We start from the raw sequence: 16,055 nt of genomic DNA, 5'->3' as shown, positions 1-16,055 counted from the left end.
CCGTCAGCAACTCAGTTCTCCCGGTCCGGCTGCCAAGCGTCGCGCCTGGTCACCGTGATGTGCTGGACCCGCGAAGCTCCCATCGGCTCATCTTCGGCCGCGGGCTCCTTCCGCGCAGGCTGGAACCCCGGCATGTGCACGCCGGCCTCGGGTTCCCATCGGTCGGCGAGCACCGCCCGCAGCAACGCGACGAGCTGCGCGGCCTGCTCCAGCAGGCGGGCCACGAACTCGGGCCGTTCCCCTCGGAAGACCCCGACGACGGCGCAGAGCGGGCACCATCCGTCGGTGTCGTGGTCGGTGCAGCCGTGCCCGGCGGAGATCAGGCCCTCCAGCCACGGCGCGGCGTGCTCGACGACCAGTTCGACCAGGAGCCGGATCTCTTCGGCCAGTTCGAGCGGCTTCGATCCGGTGTACTCGTTGTTCTCGCTCACCCGGGTCCCCGGTTCCCGGCCAGGCTCACGACCAGGCCGTGCGCGTCGGATTCCGCACCGGTGATCCGGCACGGGCGCAACATCTCCGGCAGCGCGATCAGCCGCCGGAAACCGTCCACGGTGACGGCGAGATCATCGTCCACTCTGGCCAGGTCCACTTCGGAATCGAGGTGCAGGGGCACCGCGATACGCAGCTCGTAGCCGTCGTCCGATTCGGACACCCGCAGCAGCGGGGTCACCCCTTTTTCGTTCCCCGCCAAGGGGTCCAGCCCTTGGTAGAGCTCGTACGCGATTTCCTGCAACGCCTCGAGCCCCACCGGCTCGACGGCGCGATGCTCGACGGGCTTCACCTGCGTCGGCCCGAATCCCGCGTCGGCGAGTTCGGCGAGGACGGCGTTCTGCTGCGTGCGGCGGGTCCGCATCCAGGTGGCCGCGGCGCCGCGCCAGAACCCGGGCGCGGGCATGAGCCGGTTGACGATCAGGCCGTCGACCAGGATCCCGCGCAGGGCAAGGGAACTGAGGGTGCGGCGGGCTTCGGCGACGACGACGCGCTCCGGCGTCAGCACGAGCCGCACGGTGGTGGTGGCCGGATCGGTCAGCAGCGTGCGCAGCGACTCCAGATGCGCGCCGAGGCGGCGCACCGCGGCCGCCGTGCGCCGCGCGCCCGGTTTGAACATCCGCGACAGATAGCCGGAGACCGCTTCGGGCAAAGCCAGCAGCCGCAGGGTTTCCGCGGTGGGCCCGCAGTCGACGACGACCGTCTCCCAGGGACCGTGCTCGGCGAGGCGCTGGACCTCGGTGAGGGCGAGGAGTTCGTCGACGCCGGGCACCACGGTGAGTTCTTCGGCGTCGAGCGAGTCGAGGCCCACCCCCGCGAGCGCGGTCTGCAGTTCCCGCCGGAGTTCGCGCCAGGTGCTGTCGACGAGGCCACGGGTGTCGATCTGGGCGGCATGGAGCAGCGTGTCCACTTCGGACGGTTCACCGCCGAGCGGGCGGCCGAAGGCGTCACCGAGGGAATGCGCCGGGTCGGTCGAGACCACGAGCGTCTTCCTGCCCCGCCCGGCCAGTGCCGCCGCCGTCGCCGCGGCCAGCGTGGTCTTGCCGACACCCCCCTTGCCGGTGAACAGCAGGATCCGCATGCCTACCCTTCGACTCAGGATGCTTCAGCGCGCTTCTTGAGCTCCTTGAGCGCGGTGTCCATGACCATCTTCTCGGCCTTGCGGCGCAGCAGCCCGATCATCGGCAGCGCCAGCTCGACGGACAGCGTATACGTCACCTTGGTGCGTCCGGCGCCCAGCGCTTCGAGGGCGTAGCGGCCGTTCTGGGCCTTCTGCATCTGCCCCTTGACCAGGTGCCAGCTGACCCCGTTGCCGTCGGCGTCCCAGTCGTACTCGAGGGTGTACACGTCCTTGATGGGGCCGGCGTCGAGGGTGAGTTTCACCTGCTTGGCGCGGCCGTCGGCGTCCTCGCCGAGCACCTCGGTCTCCCGGACGGCCTTGGCCCATTCCGGGTACGCGGGAAAGTCGGCGATGACGGCCATGACCCGCTCGGGCTCGGCGTCGACCTCGATGGATTGCGTGGACTGCTCGGCCATGAACGCAGCCTAGCCGCAGCCCAGGGTCACCAGCGAAGCACGTAGGGCTGTGCCGTCTCTTTGAAGTGACCGACGTTACGGCATTCGGTCCTGCCGAGCCGCGTCCGCGGGGTCAGCGGCTGGTGGACGTGCCCGAACACCGACCAGCGCGGCCGCTGCTCGCGGATGAGGTCCACCAGCGCGGCCGAGCCGATCTCGGACCGCCGCGCGATCACGTCGTAGGTCAGTTCCGGGACGGCGGGCGGGATGTGGGTGCACAGGACGTCGACGTTCTCCAGCCCGGCGACCGCGACGTCGTACTCCTCGCGGGTGCGCAGGTACGGCCGCCAGAAGCCGTTGCGGCGCGGGACCACGTTCGGCGGGAGCAGCGCGCCGCCGATGAACCCGAAGCGCAGACCACCGAACTCGGCGATCTCGCCGTCGAGGACGGTGATGCCGTCGCCGGCGAACTCGGGCCACAGCGAGGGGTCGTCGACGTTGCCGGGGGTCGCGAACGTCGGCGCGGTCAGCGCGCCGAACAGGACGCCGTACTGGTCGTGGATCGCCTCGCCGACGGCGGCCGCGGGATCGGCCAAAGTGGCCCACAACGATCGCGAGAAGGCAACGGTCTCGTCACGAGTGCCCTCACGCCGCAGGCGCGCGAACTCGCCGACCTTCTCGGCGCCGAACAGCGCGCCCATGATGCCCTTGTCGTGCTCGCGGTAGTCGACGAAGTCCAGCAGGTCGCCGAGGACGATCAGCGCGTCGGCGCCGTCACCCGCGCGTTTGAGCGCGTCGGCGTTGCCGTGCACGTCCGACACCACGTGAACCCGCATGCTCTCCCCTACTCGACCCGGGGACCGACCCCCGGCTCCCGCCCGTCCTCCAGGACCTCCTTGAGCCCGAGCGCGATCGCCTTGGCGGCACGGGCACGGCGGTCGAACTCGCGGCGCAGTTCCCGCGGTGCCAGGCCGATCGGCTCCCCGTCGGGACCGGCGGGGGTGGCGCGCAGGAAGTAGTGCAGCAAGGTTCCGTCGAGCACCGGCTCGAGCCAGACCTCCATGGTACCGATCAAGGCACCGCGCACGGTCCAGCGCAATCCCTGGTCCCCGCGGTCGGTGTAGACCTCCAGGACGAGGTCCGGCCAGTAACGTGACCAAGATCGCGGATCGGCGAAAGCGGCGGCCACGGTGGAGGGCGGGACCACGAGGAAGGTCTCGTCGACGATGTCGAGAGCTGGCGGCGCCTGGTTCACAGCGGCAGAATGTCATGCCCTGGGTATGGCCGATTCGTCAGCATGGTCTTAAGGTGCACGGCACGCTAAGTTGACTGGCGGGTAACACCGGTCACACCACTTGCACGCGAACACGGAGGTTCCTCGTGCGCGAATACAGCGCCCCCGCCGCCAATCCGGTGACAGACGACGAGAATCTCGCCGACGTCGTCTGGGCGAACGCGGAGCGGTTCTCCGATGTCGTGAGTTTCCGCCGCCAGGTCGACGGTACCTGGTTGGACGTCACCGCCAAAGACTTCGCCGCCCAGGTTCTGGCCGTGGCCAAGGGAATGGCCCAGGCGGGCATCGCACCGGGCGACCGGGTCGGGCTCATGTCCAAGACCCGCTACGAATGGACGCTGATCGACTTCGCGATCTGGGCCGCCGGCGCGGTCACCGTCCCGATCTACGACACCTCGTCGGCCGAGCAGGTCCACTGGATCCTCTCCGACTCGGCCGCGAAGGCCGTGTTCGTCGAGACCGACGAGCACCTCGCGACGCTGGAGTCCGTGAAGGGCCGCCTCGACGGGCTCGAGCACACCTGGCAGATCGACGCGGGCGCCGTCGACCAGCTCACCGAGCAGGGCGCCGAGCTGAGCGACGACGACCTGCACGAGCGCCGCCGCACGGTGAAGGCCGGCGACCTGGCCACGATCGTGTACACCTCGGGTACGACCGGCCGTCCCAAGGGCGTCGAGCTGACCCACCGGAACCTCCTCGCCGAGATCCGCGCCGACATCGCCGCGTTCCCGCAGCTGATGGAGCAGGGCAACTCGCTGCTGGTGTTCCTGCCGCTCGCGCACGTCCTCGCCCGCGCCATCGCGGTGACCGCGCTGAGCGCGCGAGTGACCCTCGGGCACACATCGGACGTCAAGAACCTCGTCGCCGACCTCGGCACCTTCCGGCCGACGTTCGTCGTCGCCGTGCCGCGCGTGTTCGAGAAGGTCTACAACAGCGCGAAGCAGAAGGCGCACGGCGACGGCAAGGGCAAGATCTTCGACGCCGCCGAAGCCACCGCCGTCGCGTACAGCCAGGCTCAGGACACCGGCGGCGCCGGACTGGGTCTCAAGGTCAAGCACGCGCTGTTCGACAAGCTGGTGTTCAGCAAGCTCCGCGCGGCCCTCGGCGGCCGGTGCGTCGCCGCGGTGTCCGGCGGTGCCCCGCTCGGCGTGCGGCTGGCGCACTTCTTCCGCGGCATCGGCGTCCCGGTGTTCGAGGGCTACGGCCTGACCGAGACCTCCGCGGCGGCCTGTGTCGGCACCCAGGACGGGTTCCGCGTCGGCACCGTGGGCCGCCCGGTCGCCGGCACCTCGGTCCGGATCGCCGACGACGGCGAGATCCTGCTGAAGGGCGACGTCGTGTTCGGCGGCTATTTCAACAACCCCGAGGCGACCGCCGAAGCGCTGGAGGACGGCTGGTTCCACACCGGCGACCTCGGCGAACTGGACAACGACGGCTTCCTGAAGATTACCGGGCGCAAGAAGGAGATCATCGTCACGGCGGGCGGCAAGAACGTCGCCCCGTCCGGGCTCGAGGACACCATCAAGGCCAGCCCGCTGGTCAGCCAGGCGATGGTCGTCGGTGACCAGCGGCCGTTCATCGGCGCGCTGATCACCATCGACGAGGAGTACTTCCCGTCGTGGAAGTCGCAGCACGGCAAGCCTTCCGACGCGTCGGTGTCCGATCTGGCCGACGACGCCGAACTGCGCGCCGAGATCCAGACGGCCGTCGATCAGGCCAACAGCGCGGTGTCGCAGGCCGAGGCGATCAAGAAGTTCACGATCCTCTCGAAGGACTTCACCGAGGCGGGCGGGGAGATCACGCCGAGCCTGAAGCTGAAGCGCAACATCGTGAACAAGAATTACGCGAACGACATCGAGGCCCTGTACAAGAAGTAGCCTTTCGCGCGTGAAGGCCTCCTTCCCTCGGCTGAGCCGAGGGAAGGAGGCCTTCACGCGCTTGGCGAGCCTTGCAATTAGTCGGCTAAACGCGAATGGTCTCGTCCCAGTCGATGTGGTGCCGGTAAAGCCAATTCCGGTCCCGGTCGGACGTCGTCCCCGAGGACACCGCAGCGCTGCTCGCCACCAGCTCCTCCACCCGCGCCCGCCGCAGCCGCTCATAGGCCGCGAAAGCCGTTGGCGCGTCGGGAAGATCCCGCAAACACTGCGCCAGCACGACACTGTCCTCCAACGCCATCGACGCGCCCTGCCCGGCGGCGGGCGAGGCCGCGTGCGCCGCGTCGCCGACGAGCACCATCGTCGAGTTGAACCACACCGGTGTCGACGGCACGTCGTAGGAGTGACCGCCGAACACGTCGTCGCCCGTCGACCGGATGATTTCCGCGGCAGGCAACGGTTCCCCGTCGAAAGCGGCGAAAGCGGCCGCGCGCCATTCGGCCGGTGTCAGGCCGGAGCGCACTCCTTCGGCCGTGGGAAGCCGCGCGAACCAGTACGTCGAGCCGTCGGGTGTACTCGTGTAGCCGAAGAAGGCGTGCAGGCTCTGAATCATCCGATAGAGGGAAGGCGCCTGCGGGATGTTCGTGTCGGTCGTGTAGCCGTAGACGACGTCGAGGCCCGTCGAACGCGGCGGCGGGCAGTCCGGGTCGATGATCGTCCGGACGACCGAACGCAGGCCGTCGGCGCCGATCAGGATGTCGCCTTCGGCCACGGAACCGTCCTCGAACCGCGCGATCCCCGGCGAGGCGGAAACCAGCCGTTTCCCGCGCTCGAAGGTGATCCCGCGCGAGATCGCCTCGTCCTGCAGCGCACGGTAAAGCGACGCCCGCGTCATCGTGCGCGGACCGGCGAGGCCTTCGATGTCGAAGGAACGTCGTTCGACGGTCCGCCCGTCGGGCGTCACGAGTTCCAAACCCACCGCGCCGAACGAAACGTCGATCACCGGTGCCTCGGCGCCGATCGCGCGCAGGGCGTCCATGCCGTTGTGCATGATCGTCAGGAACGCGCCCGCGTCCTCGCCGCCGGACGGATGCGCCTCGTGGACGCTCGCCTCGATCCCGGCCCGGCGCAACGCCATCGCGGTCACCGTGCCGGAGACGCCGCCGCCGATGATCACTGCCTTCACCGCGAACCCCCTCCTCGTGTCGCCGACCCCCGACGGTACCGGGAAACGGCGACACGACAGAGGGGATCACGCGCCGCCGCTGGCGACGATGTCGCCGTTGACGCCCTTGGGGAAGAACCCGCCCTCCTTCACCGCGCCCGGGTTCAGGTAGACGACGTTCAGCACGCGATCGGCGCCGCGGCCGAAGCAGATGCCGTTGTGGTCGGTCGGCACGATGTTGGCCTGGTTGCCGAGCAGGACACCCTGGTCGTCGTCGCCGGGACCGTCGAGGGCGTCGCGCGCGTTGGAGATCTTGGCGGCCGCGTCGCCGAGTTCCCGGTCGAACAGCGCGGTCCGGATGGTGGCGGCGTGGTAGGCCTCGGCGGCCAGGATGCCGGCGGCCGCGTCGAGGAACGTCTTGTTGGTGATCAGCGGCGCGGCACCCTTGTAGGCCGTCACGCCGACGTCCTCGAACAGGAACGCCGCGAGCAGGAAGTTCTTCTCGTTGGCGAACGGGTCGAACTGCTGGTACCCGCTGATCAGCCCGGCCGCCTTGGCCGCGGCGGTGAAGCTGTCCTTGAGATCGATCTCGGGCCGCGACACCGCGGCCTCGCCCAGCGCGCCGCGCAGGAATTCGACGTGCGCGACCTCGTCGCCCGCGATCTCCTTCGCGAACTGGTGCAGCGCCTTGTCGTGGAACATCACCTTCTTGCCGCCGGAGACGCCGCCCTGGGTGCCGACGCCACCGGTGAGGTCGTCCGGCAGCCCGCGGCCGTGGACGGCGAAGGAGTAGAACTCGGCTTCGAGGTACTCCAGGTTGAGCGCGAAATTGAGCACGGCGGCGTCGCTGGGAGCACCCGCGGCGGCAGCGGCGTCACCCGTGGCCGAAGCCGACGAAGTGGCCTGGACCCCGAGGTAGGTCGCGCCGACGACACCGAGCCCCGCCGCGCCCGCGGCCTTCAGGAACCTGCGGCGATCCGTGCGGTTCTCCGCGCTGCGGGAGATCAGGGTACGAACGAAGGGCTTTCCGAACACGAGTGGTTCCTCTCGTCTTTGCGGTGCACACCCACCCACTCGGACGTTCGGAACCACCCGTGACCCGGATTGGAGAAGATCTCGAACTTATTTCTTCGTCGCCGCGGCAAGGCGGACGCAGACGGCGAGACCGCGGATGGCCTCTTCCACCTCGGCCAGCTCGGGGTACGTCGGCGCGATGCGGATGACGGCGTCCTCGGGGTCGTCGCCGTACGGGTGGGTCGCGCCGGCCGGGGTCAGGGCGATACCCGCCTCCTTGGCCAGCCGCACGACCTCCTTGGCGGTCCCGGACGGCACGGTGAGCGAGATGAAGTACCCGCCGGTCGGCTTGGTCCAGGACGCGAGGCCCGATTCGCCCAGTTCCTTGGTGAGGATCTCGTCGACGGCCGCGAACTTCGGCCCGATGAGCTCGGCGTGCTTGCGCATGTGCTCGCGGACGCCGTCCTCGTCGCGCAGGAACTGCGCGTGGCGGAGCTGGTTGACCTTGTCCGGGCCGATGGTCCGCTTGCCGATGAGGCCGGTCCACCAGGCCAGGTTCGCCTCGGACGCGCCGAAGAAGCCGACGCCGCCACCCGCGTAGGTGACCTTCGAGGTGGAGCCGAAGACGAACACGCGGTCGGCGTTGCCCGCCTCGGTGGCCAGTGCGAGCAGGTCGGCCAGCGGCGCCTCGTCCTCGGTGAGGTGGTGCACGGCGTAGGCGTTGTCCCAGAAGATCCGGAAGTCCGGGGCGGCCGTGGTCATCGTCGCCAGGCGGCGCACGGTGTCGTCGCTGTAGGTGACGCCGGTCGGGTTGCTGTACTTCGGCACGCACCAGATGCCCTTGACCGCGGGGTCCTCGGCGACGAGCCGCTCGACGACCGCCATGTCCGGGCCGGTCTCGGTGAGCGGCACCTGGATCAGCTCGATCCCGAAGCGCTCGGCCAGCGCGAAGTGACGGTCGTAGCCCGGCACGGGGCACAGGAACTTGACGCTCGGCTCGTCGGCCCAGCGGCGCTCGGCGCCCGGCAGCTTGCTGAGGAAGGCCTGCACGATCGAGTCGTGCATGAGCTCCAGGCTGGAGTTGCCCGCGGCCAGCAGCTGCTCGGCCGGGACCTGCAGCGGCCCGGCGAAGATGCGGCGGAGCTCGGGCAGGCCCTTGAGGCCGCCGTAGTTGCGGACGTCCGTGCCGTCCTCGGCCTTGCGCACGTCTCCGGGGAGGGCGAGCAGCCCGTCGGCGAGGTCCAGCTGGCGAGGGGACGGCTTGCCGCGGGTGATGTCCAGGGAGAGGCCACGGTCGACGAGGGCCGCGTAGTCGCGGCGGGCGCTCTCGACATCGACAGGTGCAGTGGTCATGCCTAACGCTAAACCCGGCGGCGGTCCGGCGTGAGACGAGGGTGGCCCTAGGCCCGCGCGCACAAGATCCGATAACGGTTCCGGCGCGTTTTTCAGCAATCGTAACGAGGCCAAATCCCCTATTGATGCCGCCGCCGTTCCCGCATTCTCGGTAGCACGAGGAAAAGGGGAGAAAATGGGTGCGAAGAAGTGGGCGATGGTGACGTTGGCGGCGGCGGGAACGCTGGCCGCGTGCGCGGTACCGAATCAGGGAACGGCGATGCCCGCCGTCGCGGTGGCCGCTCCGCCCAACACGATCGTGATCCAGCCGCCCGCCGTCGCAGCCCCGCCGCAAACGGTTTACGTCGCACCACCCGCGACGCAGACCGTCTATCCCGCACCGTCGGTTCCCGTGGCGCAAACGGTGATCGCCTTCTACGACGCGATCAACCGGCGTGATTTCCTCACCGCATGGAATCTCGGTGGGCAACGGCTGGCGAAAGGCGGCACTTTCGCTTCCTGGTCCAGCGGATACGCGACGACTTCGTGGGCCGCCGTCACCGTGCGGAGCGTGAGCGGGAACACCGTGTACGTCGACCTTTCGGCCCGGCAGAACGATGGTTCGCTCCGCACTTTTTCCGGTTCCTACACCGTTTCCGGCGGCGTGATCACCGCCGCGAACATGAAACGCCTCTCCTGATCACAGCGGGACGAGCTGAGAGATCTTCCACCGGCCGTCGACACGCTGCGCGGTGACCGAAAGCTGGGACACCGTCGACTGCGGTGCCCCGCCACCGGCGGTCATCGTCTGCTGGTCGAGGAACAGCAGCACCTCGGCCTGGTCGCCGCGCAGGGACCGGACGCCGAGCGACCGCACCGTCGTCGTGCGCACCAGCTTCCCTTCCTCGGCCCGCTTCCTCGCCGAGGCGAACTGGTCTCGGTACTGGCCGGTCGCCTCCCCGATCAGCACGTCGGCGGCGGCCCGCTCGGTGCGCGCGAGGTTGCTGTAGTCGTAGGAGAAAACGGCCTTCACCCCGGCACCGACCTGGTCCGCGACCTCGGTCGTGGCGGCCTGGTCGACCAGCGCCGCGTTGCCGTCCGAACCCAGCGAGGACGCCTGGAGGCCGAACCACACCGCACAGCCGGTGGCCAGCACGATGATCGCGATGAGGAATCGCGGAGCACGTCCGGTCATGAGCCCGCCGCCTGGACCGCGCTGACCTTCCAGCCGTCCTCGACGCGCTGGTAGTCCACGGTCAGCCTGCTCACCTTCGGCGCGGCCGACCCGCCGCCGGTGCTGACCCGCACGTCCAGCACGGCCATCAGGCGCGCCGTCCCGGCCGCGGCGTCGAGTTCGGTGACCGCGGCCTGCTTGAGCTTGGCGGTGGCGACGGTCTTGCTCGCGGTCGCCCGGTCGATCTGGATCTGGCGGTCGCCGGTGAGGTCCTTGCCGAGCCGTCCGGTGGTGACGCCGAGCCAGCGGTCGACGTCCTTCGCGCCACTGCGGTAGTCGATCGTGTTGAGCACCTCCAGCTGGCCGGACGCGGCGGCGAGGACGGCCTCGCGCTCGCGGCCCCTGGCCTGGCCGTCGTCGCCCGCGGCGCTCCACCACGACCAGCCGAACCAGGCAGCCGCGAGGACCGCCAGCGCGGCCACGACGGTGAGGGCGCGGGTGAGCATCACTTCCCGCCCAGCAACGCGCCGAGCCCGCCGGGCGCGGATCCGGTGAGCAGGCTCAGCACCCCCGGCAGCTGGGCGGATTCCGCCGCCTGCGGGGTCTGCTTCGGCCGCTCCGGGACCGCCGGCGGCTTCCCGGCGTACGGGGCGTTCTGCGAGCCTCGCACGCCGGTGGGGCTTCCTGGCGGCTCGGCGCAGTACGCCTGGGTGTTCACCGGCGCTTCGGTGGTGTCGTTGGCGGGACGCTGTTTCGTGCCCTCGTAACCCTTCGTGCACGAGACCGGGTCGAAGAAGTTGAACACGACGCCGAGGTGGCCGGTGCCGTCCGGCGACGTCGAACGCGAGAACGCCGAGATGATCGGGTATGCGACCAGGAGTTCCTCGATGGCGTCGGTGCGGGCGGAGGTGATCTGGGCCGTGGTGAGCGTGTTCGCGAACAGCACCCCGAGGTCGGTCCCGGACACCGCGAGCACGTCGCTGATCTGGCGGCTCAGCTTCGGCGCCTCGTCGATCACGCGCCGCAGATCCGGGTCGGACGTCTTCAGCTGCGCGGCGATCGTCTTGAGCCCGCTGGAGAACTGCGTGATGTTGTCCGCCTGCCGCCGCTGGGTGTCCAGCACGGTCCGCGAGTTGGCGAGCAGGCCTTGGGTGTCGGGCAGGTACTGGGTCGCGGTCGCGGTGAGCGAACCGGTGCTGTTCAGCAGCTGCCGCAGATCCGGGCCGGTGTTCGCGAACGCCTCGTAGGTCTCGTCGACGACGGTCCGCAGCGATTCCGGCTTCACACTCGACACCAGTTTGTCCAAATTGGACAGTACGGTGTCCGGGGCGAGCGGGATCGAGGTCTTGTCGCGTTTGATGACCGAACCCTCGGTGAGGTACGGCCCGTTTTCGTGCATGGGCAGCAGATCGACGTACTGCTCCCCCACCGCCGACCGGTTCGCGACCGCGGCCTTGGTGTCCGCGGGGATCTTCGGCGCGCCCGAATCGATGTCGAGACCGAGGTCGATGCCGTGTTCGGTGAGCGTCATCGACGCGACCTTGCCGACCGCGACGCCGCGGTAGGACACCTCGGCGTTGACGAAGATCCCGCCGGAATCCACCAGCTGCGCGGTGACGAGGTAGCCGCGGGTGCCGAAGAGCCGGTCGAGCCCGGCGTAGTTGCCGCCCGCGTAGACGACCGAAACCACCGCGATGACGACGAACACCGCCAGCTGGATCCTGATCTTGCGCGTGATCACCGGCCACCTCCCAGCAGCGGCCCGAGAATCCCGCCGAGCACGCCGCCCAGCGCGTCCCCTTGCGCGGCCGGAGGCGCTTGCGGCAGATCACCGGGCAACGGCAGCACCGGCGGGGCGGCGCCGTTGTTGAACGGGATCGCGCCGGGTGTGCCGGTGCCCTGGGTGCCCGGCAGCTGGATGATCGGCTGCGACGAGTTGTTCATGTTCTCCAGGAAGGTGTCCAGGTTCAGGTCGATCTTGGCCTCGACGTTCGCGTAGTCGCCCTTGATCACGTTGCCCGCGTAGTCCGGGAACGGATACGTGAGCAGGATCCGCAACGCCGTCGGCAGATCCTGGCCCGCCTCGGTCAGCTTCTTCAGCGTGGGCTGCAGCGCGCGCAGGTTCGCGACCAGCGTGTCCTTGCTCGCCTTGATCGTCTCGGTGGCGACCCCGGAAAGGGTGTTGAGCGACTGCAGCATGCCGACGAGCTGATCCCGTTGCTCGGTCACGACCTTGAGCCCCGGCGAGAGGTTGTCGAGCGCGTTCGTGAGGTTCTGCGTCTGGCCGACGAGGGTCTTGGACAGCTTGTCGAGACCGTCGATGGCGCGCAGGATCTCGCCCTTGTGCCCGTCGAGTTCGGTGGCGAGTTTGTCCACTTGGGACAGCAAGGAGCGGACCTCGGCCTCGTTGCCGGTGAGCGCTTCGTTGAGTTCGTGGCTGATCTTCTGGATCTGTTCGACCCCGCCGCCGTTGAGCAGCAGGGAAAGCGCGCCGAGGACCTCTTCGACCTCGGGATTGCGGTTCGTGCGGTCCAGCGGGATCTTCGCCCCCTCGGCGAGCGTTCCTTCCGGCTTTTCGGGGGCGTGCAGATCGACGAACTTCTCCCCCAGCAGGCTCGACTGGCGCAGCTCGGCACGCGCGTTCGCGGGCAGCGCGATGTCGCCGTTGACCACCATGCTCACCCACGCCGAACGCGTGTCCGGCGCGAGGTCGATCTTCTCGACGCGACCCACCGGGACGTCGTTGACCTTCACACTCGCCTGCGGCACGAGGTCCAGGACGTCGGAGAACTGCGCGGTGAGCCGGTACGGATGGTCGCCGAGATCCGCGCCGCCCGGCAAGGGGGTGTTGTACAGCCCCGAAAACCCGCCGTCACTGCATCCGGCGAGCACGAGGACGCCCGCCATCACCCCGGCGATCTTCTGCCGCTGCCGCCTCATTTCGGGAGTCCTTTGGTCATCACGTCCACCAGCGGGAGCGGCAACGGCGGCAGTTCGCCGCTCTGCAGCGAGGCCAGCACCTGCGGGACCGACGGGAGTTTCAGCGTGCCGTCGAGGACGGGCGCGAGCTGTTTGCAGATGTTGCCCAGCGCGTCAGGGATCGGTTTCGGCGTGCTCGCGCTGATCAGGCGGCACACGGTCAGGATCGGCGGGTGGGTCAGCTCGTTGAGGTTGTCGCGCACCGCGATCGTGCCGGAGGCGGCGTCGTAGGAGTTGATGAAGTTGGTCGCCCCGGTCGGCGCGATGTCGATCACCTCGGCGAGCGAGGCACGCTGGTCCACGAGCACCTTCGTCAGCCCGGCCAGCTTGTCCACATTGGACGAGAGCAGGTCCTTGTTCTCCGCGACGAACTTCTCGACGTCGCCCATCGCCGTCGCCAGTGAGCTCAGCGCGGAGCCGACGTCGGCGGAGTCCGCGGCCAGGAAGCCGCTCACGTCCGCCGCCCGGCGATAGAACTCGTTGAGCTGCTTGTCGCTTTCGGCCAGCGCGCCGGTGAAGGAGTTCAGGTTCCGCACGGTGGTGAACAGGTCGCCTTTGGAACTGTCCAAGGTCTTGGCCAGTTCGGACAGCCGCGTCACCGTGGTGTTGAGGTTCTTCCCGTTGCCGGCGAGGTTCGCCGCCGCGGTGTCGAGCACGTCGGACAGCGCGCCGTTCTTGTTGGCCCCGTTGGGTCCGAGGCTGGTCGAGAGCTTGTCGAGACTCGTGTAGAGGTCGTCGAGTTCGGCGGGCGTCGCCGTCTTCTCCTTGGCGATCACCGTGTCCGTCGCCATTTCGGGGCCGCTTTCGTAGGCCGGGGTCAGCTGGACGTAGCGGTCGCTGACCAGGCTCGGCGCGACGACGACGGCGCCCGCGTCGGCCGGGATCGGTGTGTCGCCGTCGATCCGCATGTCGACCCGGACCGCCTCGCCCTGCGGGGTCACGCCGGTGATCTCCCCGACCTTCACCCCGAGCACCCGGACCGACGAACCCGCGTAGAGGCCGACGGTCTTGCCGAAATAGGCGCTGATCCGGGTCCCGCCCGGTTCCTTGAACACCAGCCACAGCCCGGCGGTCAAGAGGAGCACGAGGACGCAGGCGAACGCGACCCAGTTGTACAACGTACGAGTCCGGGTGCTCATCGTCCACCCACCCCCTGGTTCGGCGCCGCGATCGGCGGGGTGCAGCCCTCCGGGTTCACCTGGAACGCGCCCGCGATGATCGTCGGCGGCAGCAGACCGCACAGGTAACCCTCGAACCAGCGTCCGTTGCCGGTCGCGTTGGCGCCGACGCGGGCGAACGGCGCCATCAGCGCGAGGCTGCGGCTGAGGTTGTCCTGGTTGCGCTGCAGGATGTCGGTGACCTTGCCGAGTTTCTCCAGCGTCGGCTTCAGCTGTTGCCGGTTGTCGGCGACGAGACCGGACAACTGCGCCGAAACCTGTTGCGTGCCCTTGAGCAAGGTGCTGATCGCGTCCTTCCGGTTCTGCAGTTCGGCGAGCAGGAGATTGCCGTCGTCGAGGATCCGTTTCAGCTGCGCGTTGCGATCGGACAGCGTCTTGGACACCTTGCTCGTGTTGGCCAGCAACGCCTTCAGGTCACTGTCGCGTGAGGACACCGTCTTGGACAACGAGGAAAGCCCGCCGAGCGCGTCCTTGAGGTACTGCGGGCTGTCCTTGAGCGCGTCGGACAGGACGGTGAAACTCGTCGCCAGCTGCGCGGTGTCGATCTCGCCGACCGTGCCCGACAGCTCCTGGAACGCGTCCTGCAGTTCGAACGGCGTCCGCGTGCGGTCGAGCCCGATGGTGGTGTTCGGGTCCTGGTTGGCCTTGCCCTTCGGCGTGAGCGCGAGGAACTTCTCGCCCAGCAGCGTCTTGATCTCGATCGAGGCCGCGGTCGCGTCGCCGACCCGCACGTCCTTGACCCGGAACTTGACCAGCACCTTCTTGCCGGCCAGCTCGACCGAGCTGACCTGCCCGACCTTGACCCCGGCGACCTGGACCTCGTTGTCCGGCGCCAGCCCGGCCGACTCGCCGAAGTACGCGGAGTACGTCGTCCCGCTGCCGAACAACGGGATCCGGTCGGAGAAGTACGTCGTCGCCGTGATCAGCACGATCAGGATCAGCGTCACACCGCCGACCACGGCCTGGTTGCGTTCCTTGAGCGGCTTCACGGCCCGCACCTCTCCGGTCGCTGCGTGCCGGGCAGCGGCGTGATCGGCAGTTCGATGTTGAGCGATTTGATGCCGATACTGCCGGAGATCCCGCACAGGTAGTAGTTGAACCAGCTGCCGTAGCTCAGTGTCCTGGTGAACTTCTGCAGGTTGCCCGGCAGCACGCCGAGGAGATGGTCGAGCAGCTGTTCGGAATCGCCGAGGTTCTGCGACAGCGCGCCGAGCTGCGCGACGTCGTCCTTGAGCGCCGGCCGCGCGTCGGCCAGCAGGCCGGTCGTGGCGACGGTGAGGTCACCCAGCGCCTTGACCGCTTCCCCGATCGGCTGGCGCTGCTCGGAAAGCCCCGTGACCAGCCGCTGGGTCTGATCGATCAGCTCGCCCAGCTGCGGCGAGCGCTGCTCGACCGTGCCGAGCACGGTGTTGAGGTTCGCGATGACCTCGCCGATGATCTTGTCTTTGCCCGCGATGGCCGACGTGACCGACGCGGTGTGCGCGAGCAGGCTGGTGATCGTGCCGCCCTCGCCTTGGAAGACCTGGATGATCTCGTAGGACAGTTTGTTGACGTCCTCGGGGTTGAGCGCGCGGAAGAGCGGTTTGAACCCGTTGAAGAGGACGGTCAGGTTCAGGGCCGGTTTCGTGCGCTCGGGCGGGATGATCCCGCCGCGCGGCAACGACTTCTCGTCCCCGATATCCGTACCGAGCGAGAGATACCGCTGCCCGACGAGGTTGCGGTACTTGATGGTCGCGGTCACCGAGGCGGGCAGCCGGTGCGAGGTCTGGACGTCGAAGTGGACCTGGGCGAAGTTCCGCTCGCCCTCCTCGACCTCGATCTTGCCGACCTGGCCGACCTTCACGCCGACGATGCGGACGTCGTCGCCCTCCTTGAGACCGGACGCGTCGGTGAACTTGGCCGTGTAGCCCGAGGTCTCGCCGAAGTTGGTGTTCGCGATGGTGGCGCCGAGGATCGCGGTGAGGAGCACGGTCACCACCGCGAAGACGAGGATCTTGATCAAGTCGGGAACGAAGGACCTCATCGGGCGCCCCTCCCGTCC

At 68.8% G+C, this 16,055-nt stretch carries 17 protein-coding genes; 2 read left to right on the top strand and 15 right to left on the bottom strand.

Translation table 11 applies throughout. From position 1 onward, the window contains the following. Positions 1-11 precede the first annotated feature (11 nt). Genes ED92_RS27580 through ED92_RS27560 form a run of 5 tightly spaced genes read right to left on the bottom strand, consistent with a single transcriptional unit; the run spans position 12 to position 3,259 of the window. A complete protein-coding gene (locus ED92_RS27580) occupies positions 12-431 on the bottom strand; it encodes a hypothetical protein (RefSeq protein ID WP_037343375.1) in 420 nt (139 codons plus the stop codon). Continuing rightward, positions 428-1,570, bottom strand: coding sequence for an ArsA family ATPase (locus ED92_RS27575; protein WP_037343374.1), 1,143 nt, complete (start codon positions 1,568-1,570; stop codon positions 428-430). The genes ED92_RS27580 and ED92_RS27575 overlap by 4 nt, the downstream gene beginning before the upstream one ends. A gap of 14 nt (positions 1,571-1,584) precedes the next feature. Beyond that, positions 1,585-2,025: an SRPBCC family protein gene (locus ED92_RS27570; protein WP_037343373.1), complete on the bottom strand. Its 441-nt coding sequence runs from the start codon at positions 2,023-2,025 to the stop codon at positions 1,585-1,587. 26 nt (positions 2,026-2,051) lie between these two features. Beyond that, positions 2,052-2,840 carry a metallophosphoesterase gene (locus ED92_RS27565; RefSeq protein ID WP_037343372.1) on the bottom strand — a complete coding sequence of 263 codons (789 nt, stop codon included), beginning with the start codon at positions 2,838-2,840 and terminating at the stop codon, positions 2,052-2,054. Between the two features lie 8 nt (positions 2,841-2,848). Then, a complete protein-coding gene (locus tag ED92_RS27560) occupies positions 2,849-3,259 on the bottom strand; it encodes a hypothetical protein (protein WP_037343371.1) in 411 nt (136 codons plus the stop codon). Between the two features lie 125 nt (positions 3,260-3,384). Between ED92_RS27560 and ED92_RS27555 the strand changes: the two genes are divergently transcribed. After that, positions 3,385-5,175: a long-chain fatty acid--CoA ligase gene (locus tag ED92_RS27555; RefSeq protein ID WP_037343370.1), complete on the top strand. Its 1,791-nt coding sequence runs from the start codon at positions 3,385-3,387 to the stop codon at positions 5,173-5,175. Positions 5,176-5,260: 85 nt separating this feature from the next. Here ED92_RS27555 and ED92_RS27550 read toward each other — a convergent pair whose 3' ends face one another. The 3 genes from ED92_RS27550 to ED92_RS27540 form a co-directional block, all read right to left on the bottom strand. After that, positions 5,261-6,358 carry an NAD(P)/FAD-dependent oxidoreductase gene (locus ED92_RS27550; protein WP_037343369.1) on the bottom strand — a complete coding sequence of 366 codons (1,098 nt, stop codon included), beginning with the start codon at positions 6,356-6,358 and terminating at the stop codon, positions 5,261-5,263. Positions 6,359-6,424: 66 nt separating this feature from the next. Beyond that, entirely contained in the window at positions 6,425-7,372 is a 948-nt protein-coding gene (locus ED92_RS27545; RefSeq protein WP_037343368.1) for a ferritin-like domain-containing protein, read from the bottom strand. An 87-nt stretch (positions 7,373-7,459) separates the two neighbouring features. After that, the gene (locus ED92_RS27540; protein ID WP_037343367.1) at positions 7,460-8,704 is read right to left on the bottom strand and encodes an aminotransferase class I/II-fold pyridoxal phosphate-dependent enzyme; all 1,245 of its coding nucleotides are present in this window, start codon (positions 8,702-8,704) and stop codon (positions 7,460-7,462) included. Positions 8,705-8,879: 175 nt separating this feature from the next. Between ED92_RS27540 and ED92_RS27535 the strand changes: the two genes are divergently transcribed. Further along, a complete protein-coding gene (locus ED92_RS27535) occupies positions 8,880-9,383 on the top strand; it encodes a hypothetical protein (protein ID WP_037343366.1) in 504 nt (167 codons plus the stop codon). On the opposite strand, the gene ED92_RS27530 is transcribed toward ED92_RS27535, so the two are convergent. Genes ED92_RS27530 through ED92_RS27500 form a run of 7 tightly spaced genes read right to left on the bottom strand, consistent with a single transcriptional unit; the run spans position 9,384 to position 16,037 of the window. After that, positions 9,384-9,878, bottom strand: coding sequence for a hypothetical protein (locus ED92_RS27530; protein WP_037343364.1), 495 nt, complete (start codon positions 9,876-9,878; stop codon positions 9,384-9,386). Beyond that, complete coding sequence (locus ED92_RS27525) at positions 9,875-10,363, bottom strand: hypothetical protein (protein WP_037343363.1); 489 nt, start codon at positions 10,361-10,363, stop codon at positions 9,875-9,877. The genes ED92_RS27530 and ED92_RS27525 overlap by 4 nt, the downstream gene beginning before the upstream one ends. Continuing rightward, positions 10,363-11,598 (bottom strand): MCE family protein, encoded by a 1,236-nt coding sequence (locus tag ED92_RS27520; RefSeq protein WP_037343362.1) that lies wholly within the window; start codon positions 11,596-11,598, stop codon positions 10,363-10,365. The genes ED92_RS27525 and ED92_RS27520 overlap by 1 nt, the downstream gene beginning before the upstream one ends. Next, positions 11,595-12,797 carry an MCE family protein gene (locus ED92_RS27515; protein ID WP_037343360.1) on the bottom strand — a complete coding sequence of 401 codons (1,203 nt, stop codon included), beginning with the start codon at positions 12,795-12,797 and terminating at the stop codon, positions 11,595-11,597. The genes ED92_RS27520 and ED92_RS27515 overlap by 4 nt, the downstream gene beginning before the upstream one ends. Continuing rightward, positions 12,794-13,975, bottom strand: coding sequence for an MCE family protein (locus ED92_RS27510; RefSeq protein ID WP_037343358.1), 1,182 nt, complete (start codon positions 13,973-13,975; stop codon positions 12,794-12,796). The genes ED92_RS27515 and ED92_RS27510 overlap by 4 nt, the downstream gene beginning before the upstream one ends. Further along, complete coding sequence (locus ED92_RS27505; protein ID WP_037343494.1) at positions 13,972-15,003, bottom strand: MCE family protein; 1,032 nt, start codon at positions 15,001-15,003, stop codon at positions 13,972-13,974. Before ED92_RS27505 ends, ED92_RS27510 begins: the two co-directional genes overlap by 4 nt. Then, entirely contained in the window at positions 15,000-16,037 is a 1,038-nt protein-coding gene (locus tag ED92_RS27500) for an MCE family protein (protein WP_037343356.1), read from the bottom strand. Before ED92_RS27500 ends, ED92_RS27505 begins: the two co-directional genes overlap by 4 nt. Between the last annotated feature and the right edge of the window lie 18 nt (positions 16,038-16,055).

The sequence above is a fragment of the Amycolatopsis sp. MJM2582 genome, from assembly GCF_000754115.1.
Lineage (GTDB): Bacteria > Actinomycetota > Actinomycetes > Mycobacteriales > Pseudonocardiaceae > Amycolatopsis > Amycolatopsis japonica.
This window is presented reverse-complemented; position numbering and strand designations above follow the sequence as displayed.